General features: G+C 75.6%; 12 protein-coding genes. 6 read left to right on the top strand and 6 right to left on the bottom strand.

The window, feature by feature from the left end:
• Nucleotides 1–14: 14 nt before the first annotated feature.
• Nucleotides 15–848, bottom strand: coding sequence for an SDR family NAD(P)-dependent oxidoreductase (locus AB5J73_RS34940; RefSeq protein WP_370963073.1), 834 nt, complete (start codon nt 846–848; stop codon nt 15–17).
• A complete protein-coding gene (locus tag AB5J73_RS34935; protein WP_370963072.1) occupies nt 845–1,840 on the bottom strand; it encodes an alpha/beta hydrolase in 996 nt (331 codons plus the stop codon). Before AB5J73_RS34935 ends, AB5J73_RS34940 begins: the two co-directional genes overlap by 4 nt.
• A gap of 375 nt (nt 1,841–2,215) precedes the next feature.
• Between AB5J73_RS34935 and AB5J73_RS34930 the strand changes: the two genes are divergently transcribed.
• The 4 genes from AB5J73_RS34930 to AB5J73_RS34915 are packed head-to-tail and all read left to right on the top strand — an operon-like array spanning nt 2,216 to nt 10,533.
• Complete coding sequence (locus tag AB5J73_RS34930) at nt 2,216–2,881, top strand: hypothetical protein (protein ID WP_370963071.1); 666 nt, start codon at nt 2,216–2,218, stop codon at nt 2,879–2,881.
• Between the two features lie 13 nt (nt 2,882–2,894).
• Nucleotides 2,895–4,610, top strand: coding sequence for a fatty acyl-AMP ligase (locus AB5J73_RS34925; protein ID WP_370963070.1), 1,716 nt, complete (start codon nt 2,895–2,897; stop codon nt 4,608–4,610).
• Complete coding sequence (locus tag AB5J73_RS34920; protein WP_370963069.1) at nt 4,607–9,076, top strand: beta-ketoacyl synthase N-terminal-like domain-containing protein; 4,470 nt, start codon at nt 4,607–4,609, stop codon at nt 9,074–9,076. The genes AB5J73_RS34925 and AB5J73_RS34920 overlap by 4 nt, the downstream gene beginning before the upstream one ends.
• Entirely contained in the window at nt 9,067–10,533 is a 1,467-nt protein-coding gene (locus AB5J73_RS34915; RefSeq protein ID WP_370963068.1) for an MFS transporter, read from the top strand. Before AB5J73_RS34920 ends, AB5J73_RS34915 begins: the two co-directional genes overlap by 10 nt.
• A gap of 12 nt (nt 10,534–10,545) precedes the next feature.
• Here the strand turns inward: AB5J73_RS34915 and AB5J73_RS34910 are convergent, their stop codons facing one another.
• The 3 genes from AB5J73_RS34910 to AB5J73_RS34900 all read right to left on the bottom strand — a co-directional run bounded on the left by AB5J73_RS34910 (nt 10,546) and on the right by AB5J73_RS34900 (nt 13,736).
• Nucleotides 10,546–11,688 carry a DICT sensory domain-containing protein gene (locus AB5J73_RS34910; protein WP_370963067.1) on the bottom strand — a complete coding sequence of 381 codons (1,143 nt, stop codon included), beginning with the start codon at nt 11,686–11,688 and terminating at the stop codon, nt 10,546–10,548.
• Between the two features lie 83 nt (nt 11,689–11,771).
• The gene (locus AB5J73_RS34905; protein ID WP_370963066.1) at nt 11,772–13,268 is read right to left on the bottom strand and encodes a cryptochrome/photolyase family protein; all 1,497 of its coding nucleotides are present in this window, start codon (nt 13,266–13,268) and stop codon (nt 11,772–11,774) included.
• A gap of 9 nt (nt 13,269–13,277) precedes the next feature.
• The gene (locus AB5J73_RS34900; protein ID WP_370963065.1) at nt 13,278–13,736 is read right to left on the bottom strand and encodes a MarR family winged helix-turn-helix transcriptional regulator; all 459 of its coding nucleotides are present in this window, start codon (nt 13,734–13,736) and stop codon (nt 13,278–13,280) included.
• 54 nt (nt 13,737–13,790) lie between these two features.
• On the opposite strand from AB5J73_RS34900, the gene AB5J73_RS34895 reads away from it, so the two are divergent.
• Together AB5J73_RS34895 and AB5J73_RS34890 are read left to right on the top strand one after the other, a co-directional pair.
• Nucleotides 13,791–14,234, top strand: coding sequence for a nitroreductase family deazaflavin-dependent oxidoreductase (locus AB5J73_RS34895; RefSeq protein ID WP_370963064.1), 444 nt, complete (start codon nt 13,791–13,793; stop codon nt 14,232–14,234).
• Complete coding sequence (locus tag AB5J73_RS34890) at nt 14,231–15,427, top strand: FAD-dependent oxidoreductase (protein WP_370963063.1); 1,197 nt, start codon at nt 14,231–14,233, stop codon at nt 15,425–15,427. Before AB5J73_RS34895 ends, AB5J73_RS34890 begins: the two co-directional genes overlap by 4 nt.
• Here the strand turns inward: AB5J73_RS34890 and AB5J73_RS34885 are convergent.
• Complete coding sequence (locus AB5J73_RS34885) at nt 15,397–15,858, bottom strand: SRPBCC family protein (protein WP_370963062.1); 462 nt, start codon at nt 15,856–15,858, stop codon at nt 15,397–15,399. The genes AB5J73_RS34890 and AB5J73_RS34885 overlap by 31 nt on opposite strands.
• Nucleotides 15,859–15,881: the final 23 nt, after the last annotated feature.

Raw genomic sequence — 15,881 nt, 5'->3', positions numbered from 1 at the left:
CACCACACGGCGGGTCATCGCTTCGCCGCCGTCAACCGGTAACGCAGGCGGAACGGCAGGTTCGCCAGTACCGCCGCCACCCGGGCGTCCGTGCCCACCAGGTACCGCGGCGCCGGGCGGCGGGTGGTCAACGCGCGGACCACCACCTCCGCCGCCCGCCGCGGTGGTACACCCGTGCGTGCCGAACGGGCCGCGCTTCGCTCCGCCGCCGCCAGTTGTGCCGAGTAGCGCTCGAGGCCCGCCGCCGGGAGGGCCGCGCGCACCTCCTCCGCCGCCGCGCGGGCCCGGGGCCAGATCTCCGTCGCCACCGCGCCCGGCTCGACCAGGACCACCTCGATGCCCTCCGGGGCCAGCTCCGCGCGCAGGCTGTCGGTCAAGCCGACCAGTGCGAACTTCGACGTGTGGTAGGGCCCCACCATCGGCCCGGCGATCCGGCCGCCGATCGAGCCGACCGTCACCACCCGGGCCGTCTCGGCGATGCGCAGGGCCGGGAGCATCGCGCGGGTGACCGCGAGCTGGCCGGTGACGTTCACGTCCAGCTGCTCCCGGAACGCCTCCAGCGGTACGTACTCGAGCGGGCCCGGCCGCGCGAGGCCGGCGTTGTTCACCAGGCCGCGCACCGGTCCCCCGGCCGCGACCCGCTCGCCGCACGCCGCGACCGATGCCGCGTCGCGCAGGTCCATCCGCAGCACCGTGACCGCGGTGCCGTACGCGCGGGCGAGTTCCGCCTCGTCGCCGTCGGTCCGGACGCTCGCCCACACGTGGGCGCCCCGGCGGACCAGCTCCGCCACGCACGCGCGCCCGATGCCGCTCGACGCGCCGGTGACCACGTAGGACGCGCGCGTCACGACGCCACGACCTGCAGCATCCGCGGCCACGTCCGGTGCAGCTGCTCCTGCCAGTACGCCCATTGGTGGGTGCCCGGCCCGTAGAGGTCCGCGGTCACCGGGACGCCGAGCGCGCGCAGCCGCTCGGCCATCGCGGTGGTCTGGCCGCCGCAGAGGAACTCCAGGAGCATCGCGCCGGGCAGGACGTCGATCGGGAGCTTGGCGTCGAGCGGCCCGGGCAGGCCGTTGCCCGCGGAGAGGTACAGCTCGGTGCCGCGCAGCCGCTCGGCGTTCACCAGCGGGTCGTGCGCTTCCCAGCGCGCGGATTCGCGGCGCCGGTCGCCCCACAGGGCTTCCGGGTCCAGGTGCGCCGAAGCGACGATCGCGTCGGTGAGCAGCTCCCCCGTCGGGCCGGTCGGGTTGAGGTTCCCGCTGTAGGAAGCGGCGTAGCGGAAGACGCCGGGGCGCCGCGCGGCGAGTTCGATCGCGCCGTAGCCGCCGAGGGAGAGCCCCGCCGCCGCGCGCCGGCCGTCGCCGCGGTAGCCGCGGTCGATCAGCTGCGGGAGCTCGACTGCGGTGAAGGTCTCCCACTGGTTCATCGCGATGTCCTTGCCGTAGTTCCACCAGTCGCTGAAGAACCCCGCCGGGCCGGAACCCGGCATCACCACCAGCACGTCCGCGTCGTCGGCCAGCCGCCGCACGTCGGTGTTGGCGCTCCAGCCGCGGTAGTCCTGCAGCCGGGTTTCGCCCGCGAGCAGGTACACCGCCGGCCACTTCCGGTCCGGGTGACCGGCCCAGTCCCGGGGCAGGATCAGCCGGACCATCGCGTAGGCGCCGACCCCGGCGGAGCGCACGGTGAGGTCGAGCACCCGCGCGTCACCGTCCACAGTGGTCTCGGCGACGACGTGCGAGCCGTCGTCGGCGCGCGGCCCGTCCGCCGCCGCGGCGGGAAGACCGGGCAGCACGCACGCCCCGGCCACCAGCGCGGCGAGCCATCTCGAAAACATGCGCATGCGCTTTCCTTTCCGAACTCCCGACGGTTCGGCCCAGTTAAGGTGATCAGGCCGCGAACCGCAATTGTCTCGTTCACCACACGACCGGACAATGTGAATTGCAGGCAAACAAACTCCCCCGGACGGGTGAGTCCACGAGCACGCTCGGTCACCAAAGTCGGACGCCCGTGCCAGTAACTCGCCAGTAACCTGCGATCTAGCAGGTCACACGGTGTACACGAGTGGCGTTTACGCGATCTTGAGATCCTTCCGGTAACCGATTTCTTGCCCTAGCCTCGCCCTGTCGCCGGGTTCGGCCGTCCTCACCGCCGCCCGGGTGGGTGTCCCAGCGCAGGGACCCGAAATCCCCCGAGAATACTTCCGAAAGGGTCGTCCATGGCCGCCCGAAATCGTTTCCCCCCGTTCCGCGCGGCCGCGCTCGTGGTCGCCGCCGCCGCCATTTCCGGCTCCAGCGGACCCGCCGAAGGCGCGCCGGGCCCTCCCGCGCCGCCGCCGGTCCCCCCGGCCGCGCTGCTGCCGGTCGGGGCGATCCCCGGCCCACCGGCGCCGCGTGCCGCGTTCGACGTCGCCACCGCACTGTCCACTCTGGACCCGAAGGAAGCCGGCGGCGACTGCGCCGACGTCGTGCACGGCAGGCTGCTCCGGGCCGCCGCCACCGGCCAGGGCTTCCAGACCGCCGTCCCCGGCGGTCAGCTGAGCGAACTGGTCGCGCGCACCCCGCACCCGCCCGGCCTCGCCGCGTGGACCGCGAAGCTGCGCCAGTGCGCGAGCGTCACGCTGTCCGACGAGGACATCCCCACCGTCTCGACACTCACCACCGGTACCGCGCCCAGCGTCCCCGGCGCGGAAACCCTTTCCTACCAGCAGGTCCTGACCCTGCCCGGGCAGCCGGCCGAGCTGCCAGGGCTGCGCCTGCGCACCGTCGCCATCGCCGCCGACGACGTCCTGGTCGTGCTCCGCGACGCGGGCGCGACCGACCTCGACCTCGACGCCCTGGCCGTCGCCGCGTGGCAGCACGCGGCCTCGCGGCTGGGCCGCTAGCCAAGGAGGACCCATGTCCGACGAGAACTTCCCGGCGATCGGCGGCGGCACCCTGACCGCGTGCCTGCACCACTGGGCCGCGACCACCCCCGACGCCCCCGCCCTGACCTTCGCCGACTACGCCACCGACCGCGCCGGGCGGCGCCGCACCCTCACCTGGCGGCAGCTGCGTGAACGCGTCGACGCCGTCGCGGGCGCGCTCCCGGTCCGGCCGGGCGACCGGGTCGCCGTGCTCTGCCCGCAGGGCACGGACTACGTCGTGGGCTTCCTCGCCGCGATCACGGCCGGCGCGATCGCGGTGCCGCTGTTCGACCCGGGCCTGCCCGGCCACGCGGGACGGCTCGCCGCGGTGCTCGCCGACTGCGCGCCCGCGGCCGTCGTCACCACGACGTCGGCGCAGACCGCGGTCGAAGACTTCGTCGGCGACGTCCCGGTCGTCGCGGCGGACCGCCCCGGCCCGGTGCGCTCGTGGCCGGCTCCCGCGGCGGTCCCGGCCGACGTCGCGTACCTGCAGTACACGTCGGGGTCGACCCGCACCCCGGCCGGAGTCGTGCTGACGCACGCCAACGTCCTCGCCAACGTCACCCAGGCCGTCCGCGGCCTCGGCCTGGACCCGGCCGCGGCCACCACCGTCTCGTGGCTGCCGCTGTTCCACGACATGGGCCTCGTGCTCGGCCTGCTCACGCCGCTGGCGCTGGGCCTGCGGTCGGTGCTGCTGGACCCGCTGGCCTTCATCGAGCGGCCCGTCCGCTGGCTGGAGCTGCTCGGCGACCACGCCGGCGCGTGGAGCGCCGCCCCCAACTTCGCCTTCCACTACTGCGCGAGCCGGATCCGCGACGCCGACCGCGCCCGGCTGCGGCTCGGCCGCGTCACGGCGATCGTCAACGGCGCCGAGCCGATCAACCCGGACGTCCTCGACCGGTTCCACGCCGCCTTCGCCGACGCCGGCTACACCCCGGACAAGACGCGCCCGGCGTACGGCCTGGCCGAAGCGACCGTCTTCGTCACCACCGGGCCCGCCGCCGCCCCGCGCGTCACGACGTTCGACCGCGACGCCCTCGCGACCGGCACCTCGCGGCCCGCCGGAGCCGGGGTCCGGCTGGTCGCCTGCGGTGTCCCGGCCGGGCAGCTGGTCGCGCTCGTCGACCCGGCGACCGCCGTCGCGCTCCCCGACGGCTCGGTCGGGGAAATCTGGGTGCACGGCCCCAACGTCGGCGAGGGGTATTGGCAGAAGCCCCTGGAGAGCACCGAAACCTTCGGCGCGCGCCTCGCGGGCGATCACGGCGGCCTGCCCGCGGGGCCGTGGCTGCGGACCGGCGACCTCGGCCTCCGGCACGACGGCGAGCTCTACATCGCCGGCCGGATCAAGGACCTGATCATCGTCGACGGGCGCAACCACTACCCGCAGGACGTCGAAGCGACCGCCGCGTCGGCCGACGCGGCGATCCGTCCCGGCAGCGTCGCCGCCTTCGCGATCGAGGGTGCGGACACCGAAGCGGTCGTCGTGGTCGCCGAGCACCGCGCGCACGCCGACCTCGCCGAAGCCGCGGAACGCGCGCTGGCCACGACGGTCCGCCGGCTGGTCGCCGACGCGCACGGGCTCGCGCTGCGGGACGTGCTGCTCCTCCCGGCCGGGCGGGTGCCGCGCACGTCGAGCGGCAAGATCGCGCGCAGCGCCTGCCGCGACCGCTACCTCGCCGGTGACTACGGGAAGGCGCTGGCGCGATGAGAAACCCGGACACCCTGCGCCGCTGGCTCCTCGACGCGGTCGCCGAGCACACCGGCCTGACCGCCGAGCCCGACCGGCCCCTCGGCGACTACGGCCTGTCCTCCCGCCAGGCCGTCGGGATCGCCGCCGAGCTCGAAGACCTGCTCGGCACCGAGCTGCCCGCGACGCTGCTGTGGGAAAGCCCGACGATCGACCACCTCGCCCGCAGCCTCACCGCGGGCGCCGGCCCCGAACCCGTCGCCCCGGCCGCCGACCGCCGCCGGACCGACCCGGTCGCCGTCGTCGGTCTCGGCTGCCGCTTCCCCGGCGCGGACGGCGTCGAGGAGTACTGGGACCTGCTGCGGACCGGGCGGGACGCCGTCCGGACCGCGCCGCCGGGGCGGTGGACCGCCGGCGCGGCCCCGGTGCTGGGCGGGTTCCTCGACGACGTCGCCGGGTTCGACGCCGAGCACTTCGGCATCACCCCGCGCGAAGCCGCGACGATGGACCCGCAGCAGCGGATGCTCCTGGAGGTGACGTGGGCGGCGCTGGAGCACGCCGGGATCGCGCCGTCGTCGCTGCGCGGCAGCCGCACCGGCGTGTTCACCGGCATCGCCACGCACGACTACGGCCACCTCACGATGACCGGCGGCGCCCCGGACCTGTGGACGGCGACCGGCGCGGCGGGCAGCATCGCGGCGAACCGGCTGTCGTACGTCTTCGACCTGCGCGGGCCGAGCGTGGCGGTGGACACCGCGTGCTCGTCTTCGCTGGTGGCGGTGCACCACGCGGTGCGCGCGCTGCGCGACGGCGACGCCGACGTGGCGCTGGCCGCCGGCGTCAACCTGATGCTGCTGCCCGGCCCTACGGCGGCGTTCTCCGCGGCGGGCCTGCTCGCGGCGGACGGCCGCTGCAAGACGTTCTCCGCGGCCGCGGACGGCATCGCCCGCGCCGAGGGCTGCGGCGTCGTGGTGCTCAAGCGCCTGGCCGACGCCGAACTCGACGGCGACCGCGTGCTGGCGGTGATCCGCGCGTCGGCGGTCAATTCCGACGGCCGTTCCCACGGGCTGGCCGCCCCCAACCCGGCGGCGCAGCAGGCGATGCTCCGGGAGGCCTACCGCGGGCTCGATCCGTCCACAGTGGACTACGTGGAGGCGCACGGGACCGGCACGCTGCTCGGCGATCCGATCGAGGCCCGGGCGCTCGGCGCGGTGCTGGGAGCGGGGCGGGACGAGCGGTCGCCGCTGCTGATCGGGTCGGTGAAGACGAACATCGCGCACGCCGAGGCCGCCGCGGGGATCGCCGGGCTGATCAAGGTGGTGCTGGCGATGGTGCACGGCGAGGTCCCGCCACAGCTGCACTTCGCCGCGCCGAACCCGCACATCGCGTTCGAGGAGCTCGGGTTGCGGGTGGTCCGCGAGGCGACTCCGTGGCCACGCCGCGGCGGACGCGCGGTCGCCGGGGTGTCGGCGTTCGGGTTCGGCGGGACGAACGCGCACGTGGTGCTGGAGGAGGCCGCCGCCCCGGTGGCTTGTGGTGGGCCGCGGTCAGCCGAGCGCCGCCGCACGGCCGACCGCGGCACGACCGGGCTCGCCGGCTCGGTCCGGCTCAGCGACACCGCCGAGCCCAGCGCCACGGCCCGGACCAGCGAGCCGCGAGCCGCCGGCCGCCCCACCGCAACCGAGCAGCACGGGCGCCGCCCCACCCCCGGCGGCGGCACAGCGAGGCTCACCGGCTCGGCTCGGCCCAGCGGCACAACCGCGCCCAACGAACCGCGAGCCGCCGGCCGCCCCACCGCGTCCGAAGACCACAGGCACCGCCCCACCCCCGGCGGCGGCCCCGTTCCCCCAGCCGGAAGCGACGGCGTCCGGATCGGGCTGCTGTCCGCCCGTACCCGGGACCGGCTCACCGAGCGGGCCGCCCAGCTCGCCCGGTGGCTCGACTCCCCCGCAGGGCAGCGCGCTCACCTCGCCGATGTCGCCCACACCCTCTTCCGGCGGGACGACGGCGGTCCGCACCGGGCCGCCGTCGTCGCCGGGGATCTCGGTGAACTCGGCGCGCTGCTCCGCGCGGTCGGGGCGGGGGCCGATCCGCTGCCCGCCGGTGCTGCGGCCGGGAGTGCCGTCGGCGGGGAAGGGCCGGTGTTCGTCTTCTCCGGTCACGGTTCGCAGTGGGCCGGGATGGGGCGCGGCCTCCTCGCGGCCGAACCCGCGTTCGCCGCGCAGGTCGACAAGCTCGGTGCGCCGTTCGCCGAGCACACCGGGCAGTCGCTGCGCGCGCTGCTCACCTCCGGCGAGCCCGGTTCGCTGTCCGGGACGCAGCTGGCGATCTTCGGGACGCAGGTCGCGCTGGCCGCCCGGTGGGAGGCCCTCGGGGTGCGGCCGGCCGCCGTCGTGGGGCATTCGCTCGGGTCCGCGGCCGCCGCCGTGGTGAGCGGGGTGCTCAGCGCCGACGAGGCCGTCCACCTGGTCGCGACCCGCGCGCGGCTGCTCGGCGCCGTCGACGCGGGCGGGGCGATGGCCGCCGTCGAGCTGACGCCGGACGAAGCCGACGCCTGGCCCGGTGTCGAGCTCGCCGTCGATTCCGCGCCGGGGCAGGTGACGGTGGCCGGGGACGCGGCGGCGGTCGACCGGCTCGTCGCCGAGCTGACGGCGGCCGGGCGGAGCGCGCGGCGGCTGCCGGTGGACGTCGCCGGGCATTCGGGCGGGGTCGAGCCGGTCCTGCCCGCGCTGCGCGCCGCGCTCGCCGAGCTGGGCGGGCGGCGGCCGCTGGTGCCGTGGTACGACACGGTCCTCGCCGACCCGCGCGAGCTGCCGGACTTCGACGCCGGGTACTGGGCCGCGCACCTGCGCCGCCCGGTGCGGTTCCGGCAGGCCGTGGCGGCGGCCGCCGCGGACGGGCACCGCGTGTTCGTGGAGGTCTCGCCGCACCCGATCCTGCGGGGGTCGCTGGCCCGCACCCTCGGCGCGGACGCGGTCGTGACCGGCACCCTGCGCCGCGGCCAGGACGAGGTCCGCGCGTTCGCCGCGGCCGCGGCGGAGCTGTACTGCGCGGGCACCCGGATCACCCTCTCCGCGCCGGGCGACGGCGCGCGGGTGACCGACGTGCCCCCGATGCCGTGGCGCCACGTGCGGCACTGGTACACCGAAGAGTCCGCTCCGGCCGCGCCGGCACCGCCGGCCGCCGATCCGGGGACCGCGCCGCCCGGTGGCGACCGGCTCACCGAGATCGTCGCCGCCGTCATGGGCCTCACCCCCGACCGCCTCCACGCCGACGTCCCCCTCGTCGAACTCGGCCTCGACTCCCTGATGGCGAACCGGATCCGCGAAGCCGTCCGGCGGGACCTCGGTGCCGACCCCGACCCCGCCGCCTTCCTCCGCGGCGCCACCCTCGCCGACCTCAACCGCGATCTCGCACCCCGCGCCGACGACCCGCCCCGGCCGGCCCGCGGCCGCGCCTGGGACGCCGCCGACCGGCTCGTCCTCCGGCTGTGGCGCGAACACACCGGCGCCGACCCCGGCGGCACGCACCTCCGGCTGACCGGCACCGCGCAGCCGGAACAGCTCGCGCGGCTGTTCGCCGACGGCCTCACCGCCGAACTCGACACCCCCGTCGAACCCGCCGAGCTGCTGAAGCACGACTCGCTCGCCGCCATCGCCGAGGTCGCGCGGGCGATCCTCGACACGCGGCAAGAACGCGTCCTGAAACCCGGGGACGCCGGAACCGCCCCGCTCCTGCTGTTCCACCCCGGCGGCAGCACCTGCGCCGTCTACCGTCCGCTGCTGGACCGGCTCCCCGCCGGCGTGCCGTGCGCCGGGTTCGAACGCGTGCCGGGGACCAGCATCGAAGAGCGCGTCGAACGGTTGCTCCCGCTGGTCCGCGCGCGCCGGCCGCACGGGCCCTACCGGCTCGCCGGGTGGTCGTTCGGCGGGGCGCTGGCCTACGGCGTCGCCGCCCGGCTCGCCGACGAAGGGGAACCGGTCGAGCTCGTCGCGCTGATCGACACCATGCTGCCGCTGCCGGAACCGGACCTCGACCCGCGCGCGTCGTCGGCGCGGCGGTTCCTGCGGTTCACCGGGTACGTCGAAGGCACCTACGGCCGCGCGGTCCGGCTCGGGCACGACGAACTCGCGCCGCTGCCCGAGGAAGACCAGATCGAGCTGACCATGCGGCGGGTGGCCGAAGCCGGGTTGCTCAGCCCCGGCGTGCTGCGGCACCAGCGTCAGTCCTTTTTGGACACCCTGGCCGCCGAACGCGGGACCCCGCGCCGCTACGACGGCCGGGTCGTGCTCTACCGGGCGACCGAGCCGTACGCCGCCGGGCTCGCGATGGAACCGCGGTACTCGCGCACGGACCTCGCGGCGGGGTGGGCGGAGCTGTGCCCGCGGCTGGAGATCGTCCCGGTGGCCGCGCACCACCTTTCGGTGATCGACCCGCCGCACGTCGACGTCGTCGCGCGGCACCTGGCGGGCCTGCTGTGGCCGTGACCCGCGCCTGGCCGCTGCTGGCCGTGCTCGGGGCCGGGTTGTTCCTGGTGGCGGTGGACGCGACCGTGCTGCACGTGGCGCTGCCCGACCTCGTGCGGCAGCTGCGGCCGGGCGCCGCCGCGCAGGTGTGGATCGTCGCGATCTACCCGCTCACCGCGGCCCCGCTGCTGCTGCCGGCCGGCACGCTCGGCGACCGCTGCGGACGGCGCCGGGTGCTCGTCGCCGGCTACGCGGTGTTCGGGCTGGCCTCGCTCGGGTGCGCGTTCGCGCCCGGGGTCCCGGCGCTGCTCGCCGCGCGGGCGGTGCTCGGCTGCGGCGGGGCGATGATCATGCCGGTGACGATGTCGCTGCTGCGGGAGCTGTTCCCGGGGCAGCGGCAGCGTCGTACGGCGATCGCGGTGTGCAGCGGAGTCGCCGGCGCCGGCTCGGTGTTCGGGCCGGTGCTCGGCGGGGTGCTCGTCGAGGCGTGGGGCTGGCGGGCGACGTTCCTGGTCAACCCGCCGGTGATCCTCGCCGCGGTCGTCGCGGCGCTGCGGTGGCTGCCGCGGTCTCCGCCGGGGCGGGAGCCGTGGGACGCGCTCAGCGCGCTGCTGGCCGCCGGCGGCGTGCTCGGCATCGCCTTCGCGGCCGGGCCGTCGGGGGGCGGCTTCGCGGCCGCGGCGGCCGGCGGTGTCCTCCTCGGGCTCTTCGTGCGCCGCCAGCGCCGGGCGGCGGTCCCGTTGCTGGACTTGACGTTGTTCCGGCGGCCGGGGGTGCCGGGCGCGGTGGGCGGGGTGCTGCTGGTGATGAGCACGCTAGTCGGCCTCGGCCTGCTGCTGGCCCAGTACCTCCAGGTGGTGCTCGGCCTGTCCCCGACGGCCGCGGCGGCGCGGCTGCTGCTGGTGCTCGGGGCGTCGGCGGCCGGCAGCGTGGTGGCACCCGGCCTGCTCTCCCGCTTCGGCAACGCGCGGGTCCGCACGGCCGGCTTCGCCGTGACGGCGGGGGCGTTGCTGGCGCCGGCCACCGGGGCGGTGACGGCGCCGTGGTGGCTCGTCGCGGCCGGGTTCGGGATGGCGCTGTCGCTGACGTCGAGCACGGACACCCTGCTCGCGGCGGCCCCGGCCGAGCGGGCGGGAGGCGCGGCGGCGGTCGAGAAGACGGGCTACGAGCTGGGCGCGGGCCTGGGCACGACGGTGTTCGGTTCCCTCGCGGCAGCGGTGTACGCGGGGCGGCTGGTGCTGCCGCCGGGGGTCCCGGAGGCGGCGGCGCGGCTGGCGGCGGCCGGTCCGGCCCAGGCGGAAGCGGCTTCGCGGGGGCTGGCGGCGGCGGACGCGCTGCTCGCGGCGGCCCGCGCGGCCTGCACGGCGGGGGTCCAGGTAGCGGCCGGTGTCGCGGCGGGCTTGTTCGCGCTCGCGGTCGGCGCCTCTGTGCTGTGCCGTGGCCGGAAAACGCGGGTGGAAACCTCGCCCGCCGTATAGGCCGTTATACGCTCAGCGGAACCACTCGCCCGCTCCCGACCGCAGCGCGACCGGGCGGGCTACCGGGAGCGGGAGCGAACCCTGGCTCGGCGGCCACAGCGTCACCGCCGGGACCTCGCGCAGCTGGGCCCGCAGGCTCTGCAGCGGCAGCGGACGGCGTCGGGTCAGCAACGTCGTCGTGCGGGGGTGCAGGTCGACGAACGGGTAGGTCGCGTGCAGCGCCGCCAGGCGGTGTTCCAGGCGGCGGCTGCGGTCGGTCAGCTCGGCCGGGTGCACCGCGGGCTGGACGACCAGGAACTCCCCCGGCCCGAGCCGGACCGCGCGGTCGAGCGGGCGCAGGCCGTCGCGCAGGAGATCGGCGATGTTCTGCTCGGTGTGCATGCGGATGCGGGTGCCGTGCCGCCGCTCGACCGCCACGGGGTCGTCGACCGCGACGAAGACCAGGCCCAGCGGGACGGTGTCGGTCGCGTCGCCGAGCCAGGACTGGATGCCCGCCATGGTGTCGAGGCCGGTGTCCGGGTCGACGGCCGGGCCGGTCGCCGGACGCGGTTCCGCGCGCGACCGGGCTTTGTCCAGCCTGGCCGCCACGTGCCGCAGCGCGGCCTCGGCGCGGCTTTCGACGTCGAGCGCGGCCGGGGTCTCGACCGAGGCCAGGACTTCGCCGACCTTGCGCCGGACCGCCGGGGGCAGGCGGTCGCCCATCGCGTCGCGGAGGCGGACCACTTCGGCGTACGCCTCGTCGCGGCGCAGTCCCCAGCGGCCGCGGAACAGCCGGGCCGCTTCGACCGCGGACGCCTGCGGGTCGATCTCGTCGAGGTCCTGCGCGACGACGGACGCGCCGAACGTCGGCGATAGCACGGCCACCGACCACTCCCGTGCCATCGGCTCGTCCGGGCGCAGCAGCACCGGGGTGACGCCGTGCGGCAGGTCGGGGCGGCCGGAGTCGACCATGCCGACCACCGTGACCGCCGCCCGCCGCGCGATCCGGGCGTACACCTCCCGTTCGCGCTCGAAGTACGGGAGCCGCTGGAACAGCGCGAACACGACCGTGTCGGCGCCCGCACCTTCGGCCAGTGCCGCGCGCTCCACCGCGTGGGACGCGGTCACGAGGGCGCGCTTGGACAGCACGCCGGCGCGCGGATCTGCGTCGGGCATGGGGGATCGCCTTCGCCGGGGAATGGGAGACAACAACCGTAAGAGAGCCCGCCCCACCCGGCTAGTCACACGATGGTGCGAACTCAGAAGTGGTCGCGCTCCGCCTCCCGGGCGACCACCTCGGCCCGGTCCGCCAGCCGCTCGAGGCCGCTCAACGGCTGCCGCATCCGGTGATTTCCCTTCAGCCGCCCGGCATTCCGGTCGAGGAACGCCCAGTAGCCCGCGGTGAACGGGCACGCGTCCGGCCCGGTCCGTTTCTTCGGGTCGAACACGCATCCCGGGCAGTGGTCACTCATCCGGTTGATGTAGGCGCCCCCGGCGGCGTACGGCTTGGTCCCGACGACCCCGCCGTCGGCGTACTGGCTCATGCCGATCACGTTGGCCGGCATCACCCAGGGAAACCCGTCGACGAACGCCGTCGCGAACCAGCGGTTGAGCTCGCCCGGGTCGTAGCCGCGCTGCAGCGCGTGGTTGCCCAGCACCATCAGGCGCTCGATGTGGTGGGCGTAGCCGCGGTCGCGGACGCCGGCGAGCGCGGTGCGCAGGCAGGCCGCTTCGACGGCGTCGGCGTCCAGCGTCCGCCACCACTCCGGCAGCTTCCGCCGGGCCTGCAAAGCGTTGCGGCGCAGGTACTCCGGCCCGTGGTGCCAGTACAGGTGCCACACCCATTCACGCCAGCCCAGCACCTGCCGGACGAACCCCTCGACGCTGCTCAGCGGCGCGTCACCGGCCCGGTACCGCTCCTCCGCCTTCCGGACGACGTCCCGCGGGTCGAGCAGCCCGAGGTTGAGCGGGACGGACAGCAGCGCGTGCGCCATCGCCCAGTCGTGGGTCAGCATCGCGTCCTGGTGCGGCCCGAACACCGGCAGCCGGTGGTCGAGGAACCGCTTGAGCGCACGCTGGGCTTCGTCGTGCCCGACGGCGAACTGCCGCGGCCCGTCCACGCCGACCGGGTGGATCTCCCCCGCGCGCTCGGCCGCGTCGAGGCCGGCGCGGACGCGGTCGTCGATCTCGTTCTCCCGCGGGTGCCACGGCGCGGGGACGTCGAGGCGGGTGGTCTTCGGCGGGGGCTGCCGGTTGTCGTGGTCGTAGTTCCACTGCCCGCCTTCGGGTTCGCCGTCGGCTTCGAGCAGCACCCCGAACTTCCGGCGCTGGTCGCGGTAGAAGTCCTCCATGACGAACCGGGTCCGCCCGGCGGCCCACTCCGCGAAGTCCGCTTTGGACAGCACGAACCCGGGCGTCGGCCGGATTTCCGCCACCACGCCTTCGCCGTGCAGCCGCCGGACGAAGGCGTCGGCCGCGTGCGACGTCGGTTCGTGCACCACGACCGGCCGCCCGAAGCGGCGCAAGCCGGTGCGGTAGTCGGGAGCGTCGATCAGCGTGACGCGGTCGCCGAGGTCGGCGGCGAGCCGGTGCAGCGCGGCCTGGACCAGGTGCAGTTTCTGGCGGTGGAAGGGTTTCGCGGCGAAGGCCGCGGCCGAGCGGATCACCAGGACGTCCCGGTGCCGGTGCTCGGGCGTGCTGTGGAAGTGCGGCCCGAGCTGGTCGGCGAACAGCCACAGCGCGGGCTCGTCTCGCATGCGGGAACGCTAACCCGCTTCCGGCGGCTCCGCAGCGTACGCCCGCAGCACCGCCGTGGCGTCCCCCAGGAATCGCGCGACGACCTCGGCGTGCTCCGGCGCCAGGCCGTCCGTCAACCGGGTGATCGCGGCGACGAGCGGCGCGAGCGCGACCCGGACTTCGTCCCGGGCGGCTTCGCTGAGGACGAGCGTGATCCGGCGGCCGTCGCTGGGGTGCGGGCCGCGGCGGACGTGCCCGGCCGCTTCGAGGCGGTCGACCAGCACGGTGGCCGACGCCGAGCGGATCTTCAGCGCGTGCGCCAGGTCGACCGTGCCCATCGGCGCGCCGAACGCGAGGTGCTGCAGCGCCTGCACGTCGGTGGCGCCCAGCCCGAGCCGGCGGGCGAGCGCGGCCTGGACGTCGTGCGCGAGCGAGAGCAGCTCGCGCAGGGCGAAGTTCACCCGAAGGGCGACCGGAACGTCTTCCACCAGGCCATTCTAGTTTAGCTAGACAATCTAGCGAGTTTTGCTACCGTGGAGCCCGTGGACGTCCGAGCGATGAACGCCGAAATGACCGCGAAGCTGATCGGCGCCCCGGCGGAGCCGCCGCCCGAAGGCGGGTACGCGCTGCGGGTCGTCGAGACCCGCGGCCGCAGCTCCGGCAGCCCGCGCCGGGTACCCCTGGCCGTCGTCGCGAAGGACGGCGGGCACTACCTCGTCTCGCCGGTCCGCGACCGCGACTGGGTGGTGAACCTGCTGGCCACGCCGGAGTGCGCGCTGCTGGCGGCCGGCGAGCGGGCCGAGCGCCGGGCCGAACCGGTCGGCGGCGACGAGGCCGCCGGGGTGGTCGCCACCTACCTGGCCGCGATGTCCGTGCCGTGGGCGATCAAGGCGTTCCCGGTCCCCCAGGACGCCGGCCACGAGCAGATCCTCGAGCACGTGCCGGGGATGGCGGTGTTCCGCCTGTCCACAGTGGACCCGGCGTGAGCGTCGCGATCGCGGGCGGCGGCCCCGGCGGGCTGCTGCTCGGCTACCTGCTCGCCCGCGCCGGGATCGAGGTCACCGTGCTCGAAGCGCGGTCGGACTTCGACCGCGACTTCCGCGGCGACTCACTGCACCCGTACACGCTCGAGCTGCTCGACCGGCTCGGCCTCGCCGGGGGCCTGCTGGAACTCGACCACTTCAAGGCGCGCTCGTTCCGCTTCCACACCCCGGCCGGCGTCTACAGCTGCGCCGACTACGACCGCCTCCGCACGCCGTTCGGTTACGTCGCGCTGATGCCCCAGGTGCGGTTCCTCGACTTCCTCGCCGAGCGCGCGAACGCGCTGCCGACGTTCACCCTGCGGACCAGCGCCAAGGTGACCGGCCTGCGTGAAGCGGACGGCACCGTCACCGGGGTCCGCTTCCGCGGCGGCGAGCTGGCGACGTCGCTCGTCGTCGGTGCGGACGGCCGGTTCTCCACCGTCCGGCGCCTGGCCGGGCTCGAAGCGCGTCCGCTCGGCGCCACCACCGACCTGCTCTGGTTCCGGCTGCCCCGCTCCCCCGGCGACCCGCCCGACGCGGACCTCGACCTCTACTTCGGCCGTGACGCCTACGTCGGCGTCCTCGGCGGCGTCCGCGACTGGCAGGTGGGCTACAGCATCGAGAAGGGCGCGTACCCGGCGTTGCGCGAGCGCGGGGTCGAGGAGATCCGCGCCTTCGTGCGCGACCGCGTGCCGTGGCTGGCCGACCGGGCCCACCTGCTCACCGGCTTCTCGCAGACGACGCTGCTGTCGGTGGACATCTCCCGGGTCGACCGGTGGCACCGCCCGGGCCTGCTGCTGCTCGGCGACGCCGCGCACGTCATCTCCCCGGTCGGCGGCAACGGCATCCTGATGGCGGTGCAGGACGCCGTCGCCGCGGCGAACCGCCTGATCCCGGCGCTGCGCCGGGGCGCGGTCACCGACGACGACCTCGCGGCCGTGCAGGCCGACCGGATCCGCGCGATCGAGCGGGTGCAGGCCGACCAGGTGCGGGTGGAGCAGCGGGCCGCCGCGGCGCGGGCCCGGGGGCGCGGCACCGCGCCGCCGGCGTTGCTCAAGCTGCTGTTCGCGATCCCGGCGCTGCGCACCCGCGGGGCCCGCGCCAACGCCTACGGCCCCTTCCCGCCTCAGCTGGACGAGTCCCTCTTGGCGTCGTAGGAACTCCAGCCGCCCTCGCCCTCGGCGGCTTCGACGTCGGCGTCGGCGGTCGCCGCGTGGGTCATCGCGGCGAGGGTCTCCTCGAGGCCCCGCTGGACTTCGCCGCTGCCGGCCTCGCGGACGCTGTGCAGCGTCACGGTGATTTCCGAGGACGCCGGGCCGGCTTCGGCGATCCGCAGTTCGCCGTGGTAGTCGTCGGGGCCTTCGGCACCCCACTTCAGCGACCGCGTGCCCGCGTCGGTGTGCAGCCAGGCCTCGCTCGCGACGCGCTCGCCGTGCACCTCGGCTTCGACGTGCACGGTGTCGCCGCCCCGCGGCTCGGCGACCTTCATCTCCGGGAAGTACCGGGGCAGGTTCTCCGGGTGGCTCAGGAACGCGAACAGCTCGTCGGCGGGGATGTCGGCGGTCGCGGTGTGGCGGTACTCGGTCATCGGCTCAACCTTTCGTCGGCACC

Origin of the sequence: Amycolatopsis sp. cg9 (genome assembly GCF_041346945.1) — a bacterium.
In the GTDB taxonomy this organism is placed as follows: domain Bacteria; phylum Actinomycetota; class Actinomycetes; order Mycobacteriales; family Pseudonocardiaceae; genus Amycolatopsis.
This window is presented reverse-complemented; position numbering and strand designations above follow the sequence as displayed.

What these genes read in the sequence shown, in the direction of transcription:
- AB5J73_RS34885 (WP_370963062.1), bottom strand. Translation starts at nt 15,858, where the DNA reads ATGACCGAGTACCGCCACACCGCGACCGCCGACATCCCCGCCGACGAG.
- AB5J73_RS34920 (WP_370963069.1), top strand. Translation starts at nt 4,607, where the DNA reads ATGAGAAACCCGGACACCCTGCGCCGCTGGCTCCTCGACGCGGTCGCC.
- AB5J73_RS34925 (WP_370963070.1), top strand. Translation starts at nt 2,895, where the DNA reads ATGTCCGACGAGAACTTCCCGGCGATCGGCGGCGGCACCCTGACCGCG.
- AB5J73_RS34910 (WP_370963067.1), bottom strand. Translation starts at nt 11,688, where the DNA reads ATGCCCGACGCAGATCCGCGCGCCGGCGTGCTGTCCAAGCGCGCCCTC.
- AB5J73_RS34905 (WP_370963066.1), bottom strand. Translation starts at nt 13,268, where the DNA reads ATGCGAGACGAGCCCGCGCTGTGGCTGTTCGCCGACCAGCTCGGGCCG.
- AB5J73_RS34935 (WP_370963072.1), bottom strand. Translation starts at nt 1,840, where the DNA reads ATGCGCATGTTTTCGAGATGGCTCGCCGCGCTGGTGGCCGGGGCGTGC.
- AB5J73_RS34930 (WP_370963071.1), top strand. Translation starts at nt 2,216, where the DNA reads ATGGCCGCCCGAAATCGTTTCCCCCCGTTCCGCGCGGCCGCGCTCGTG.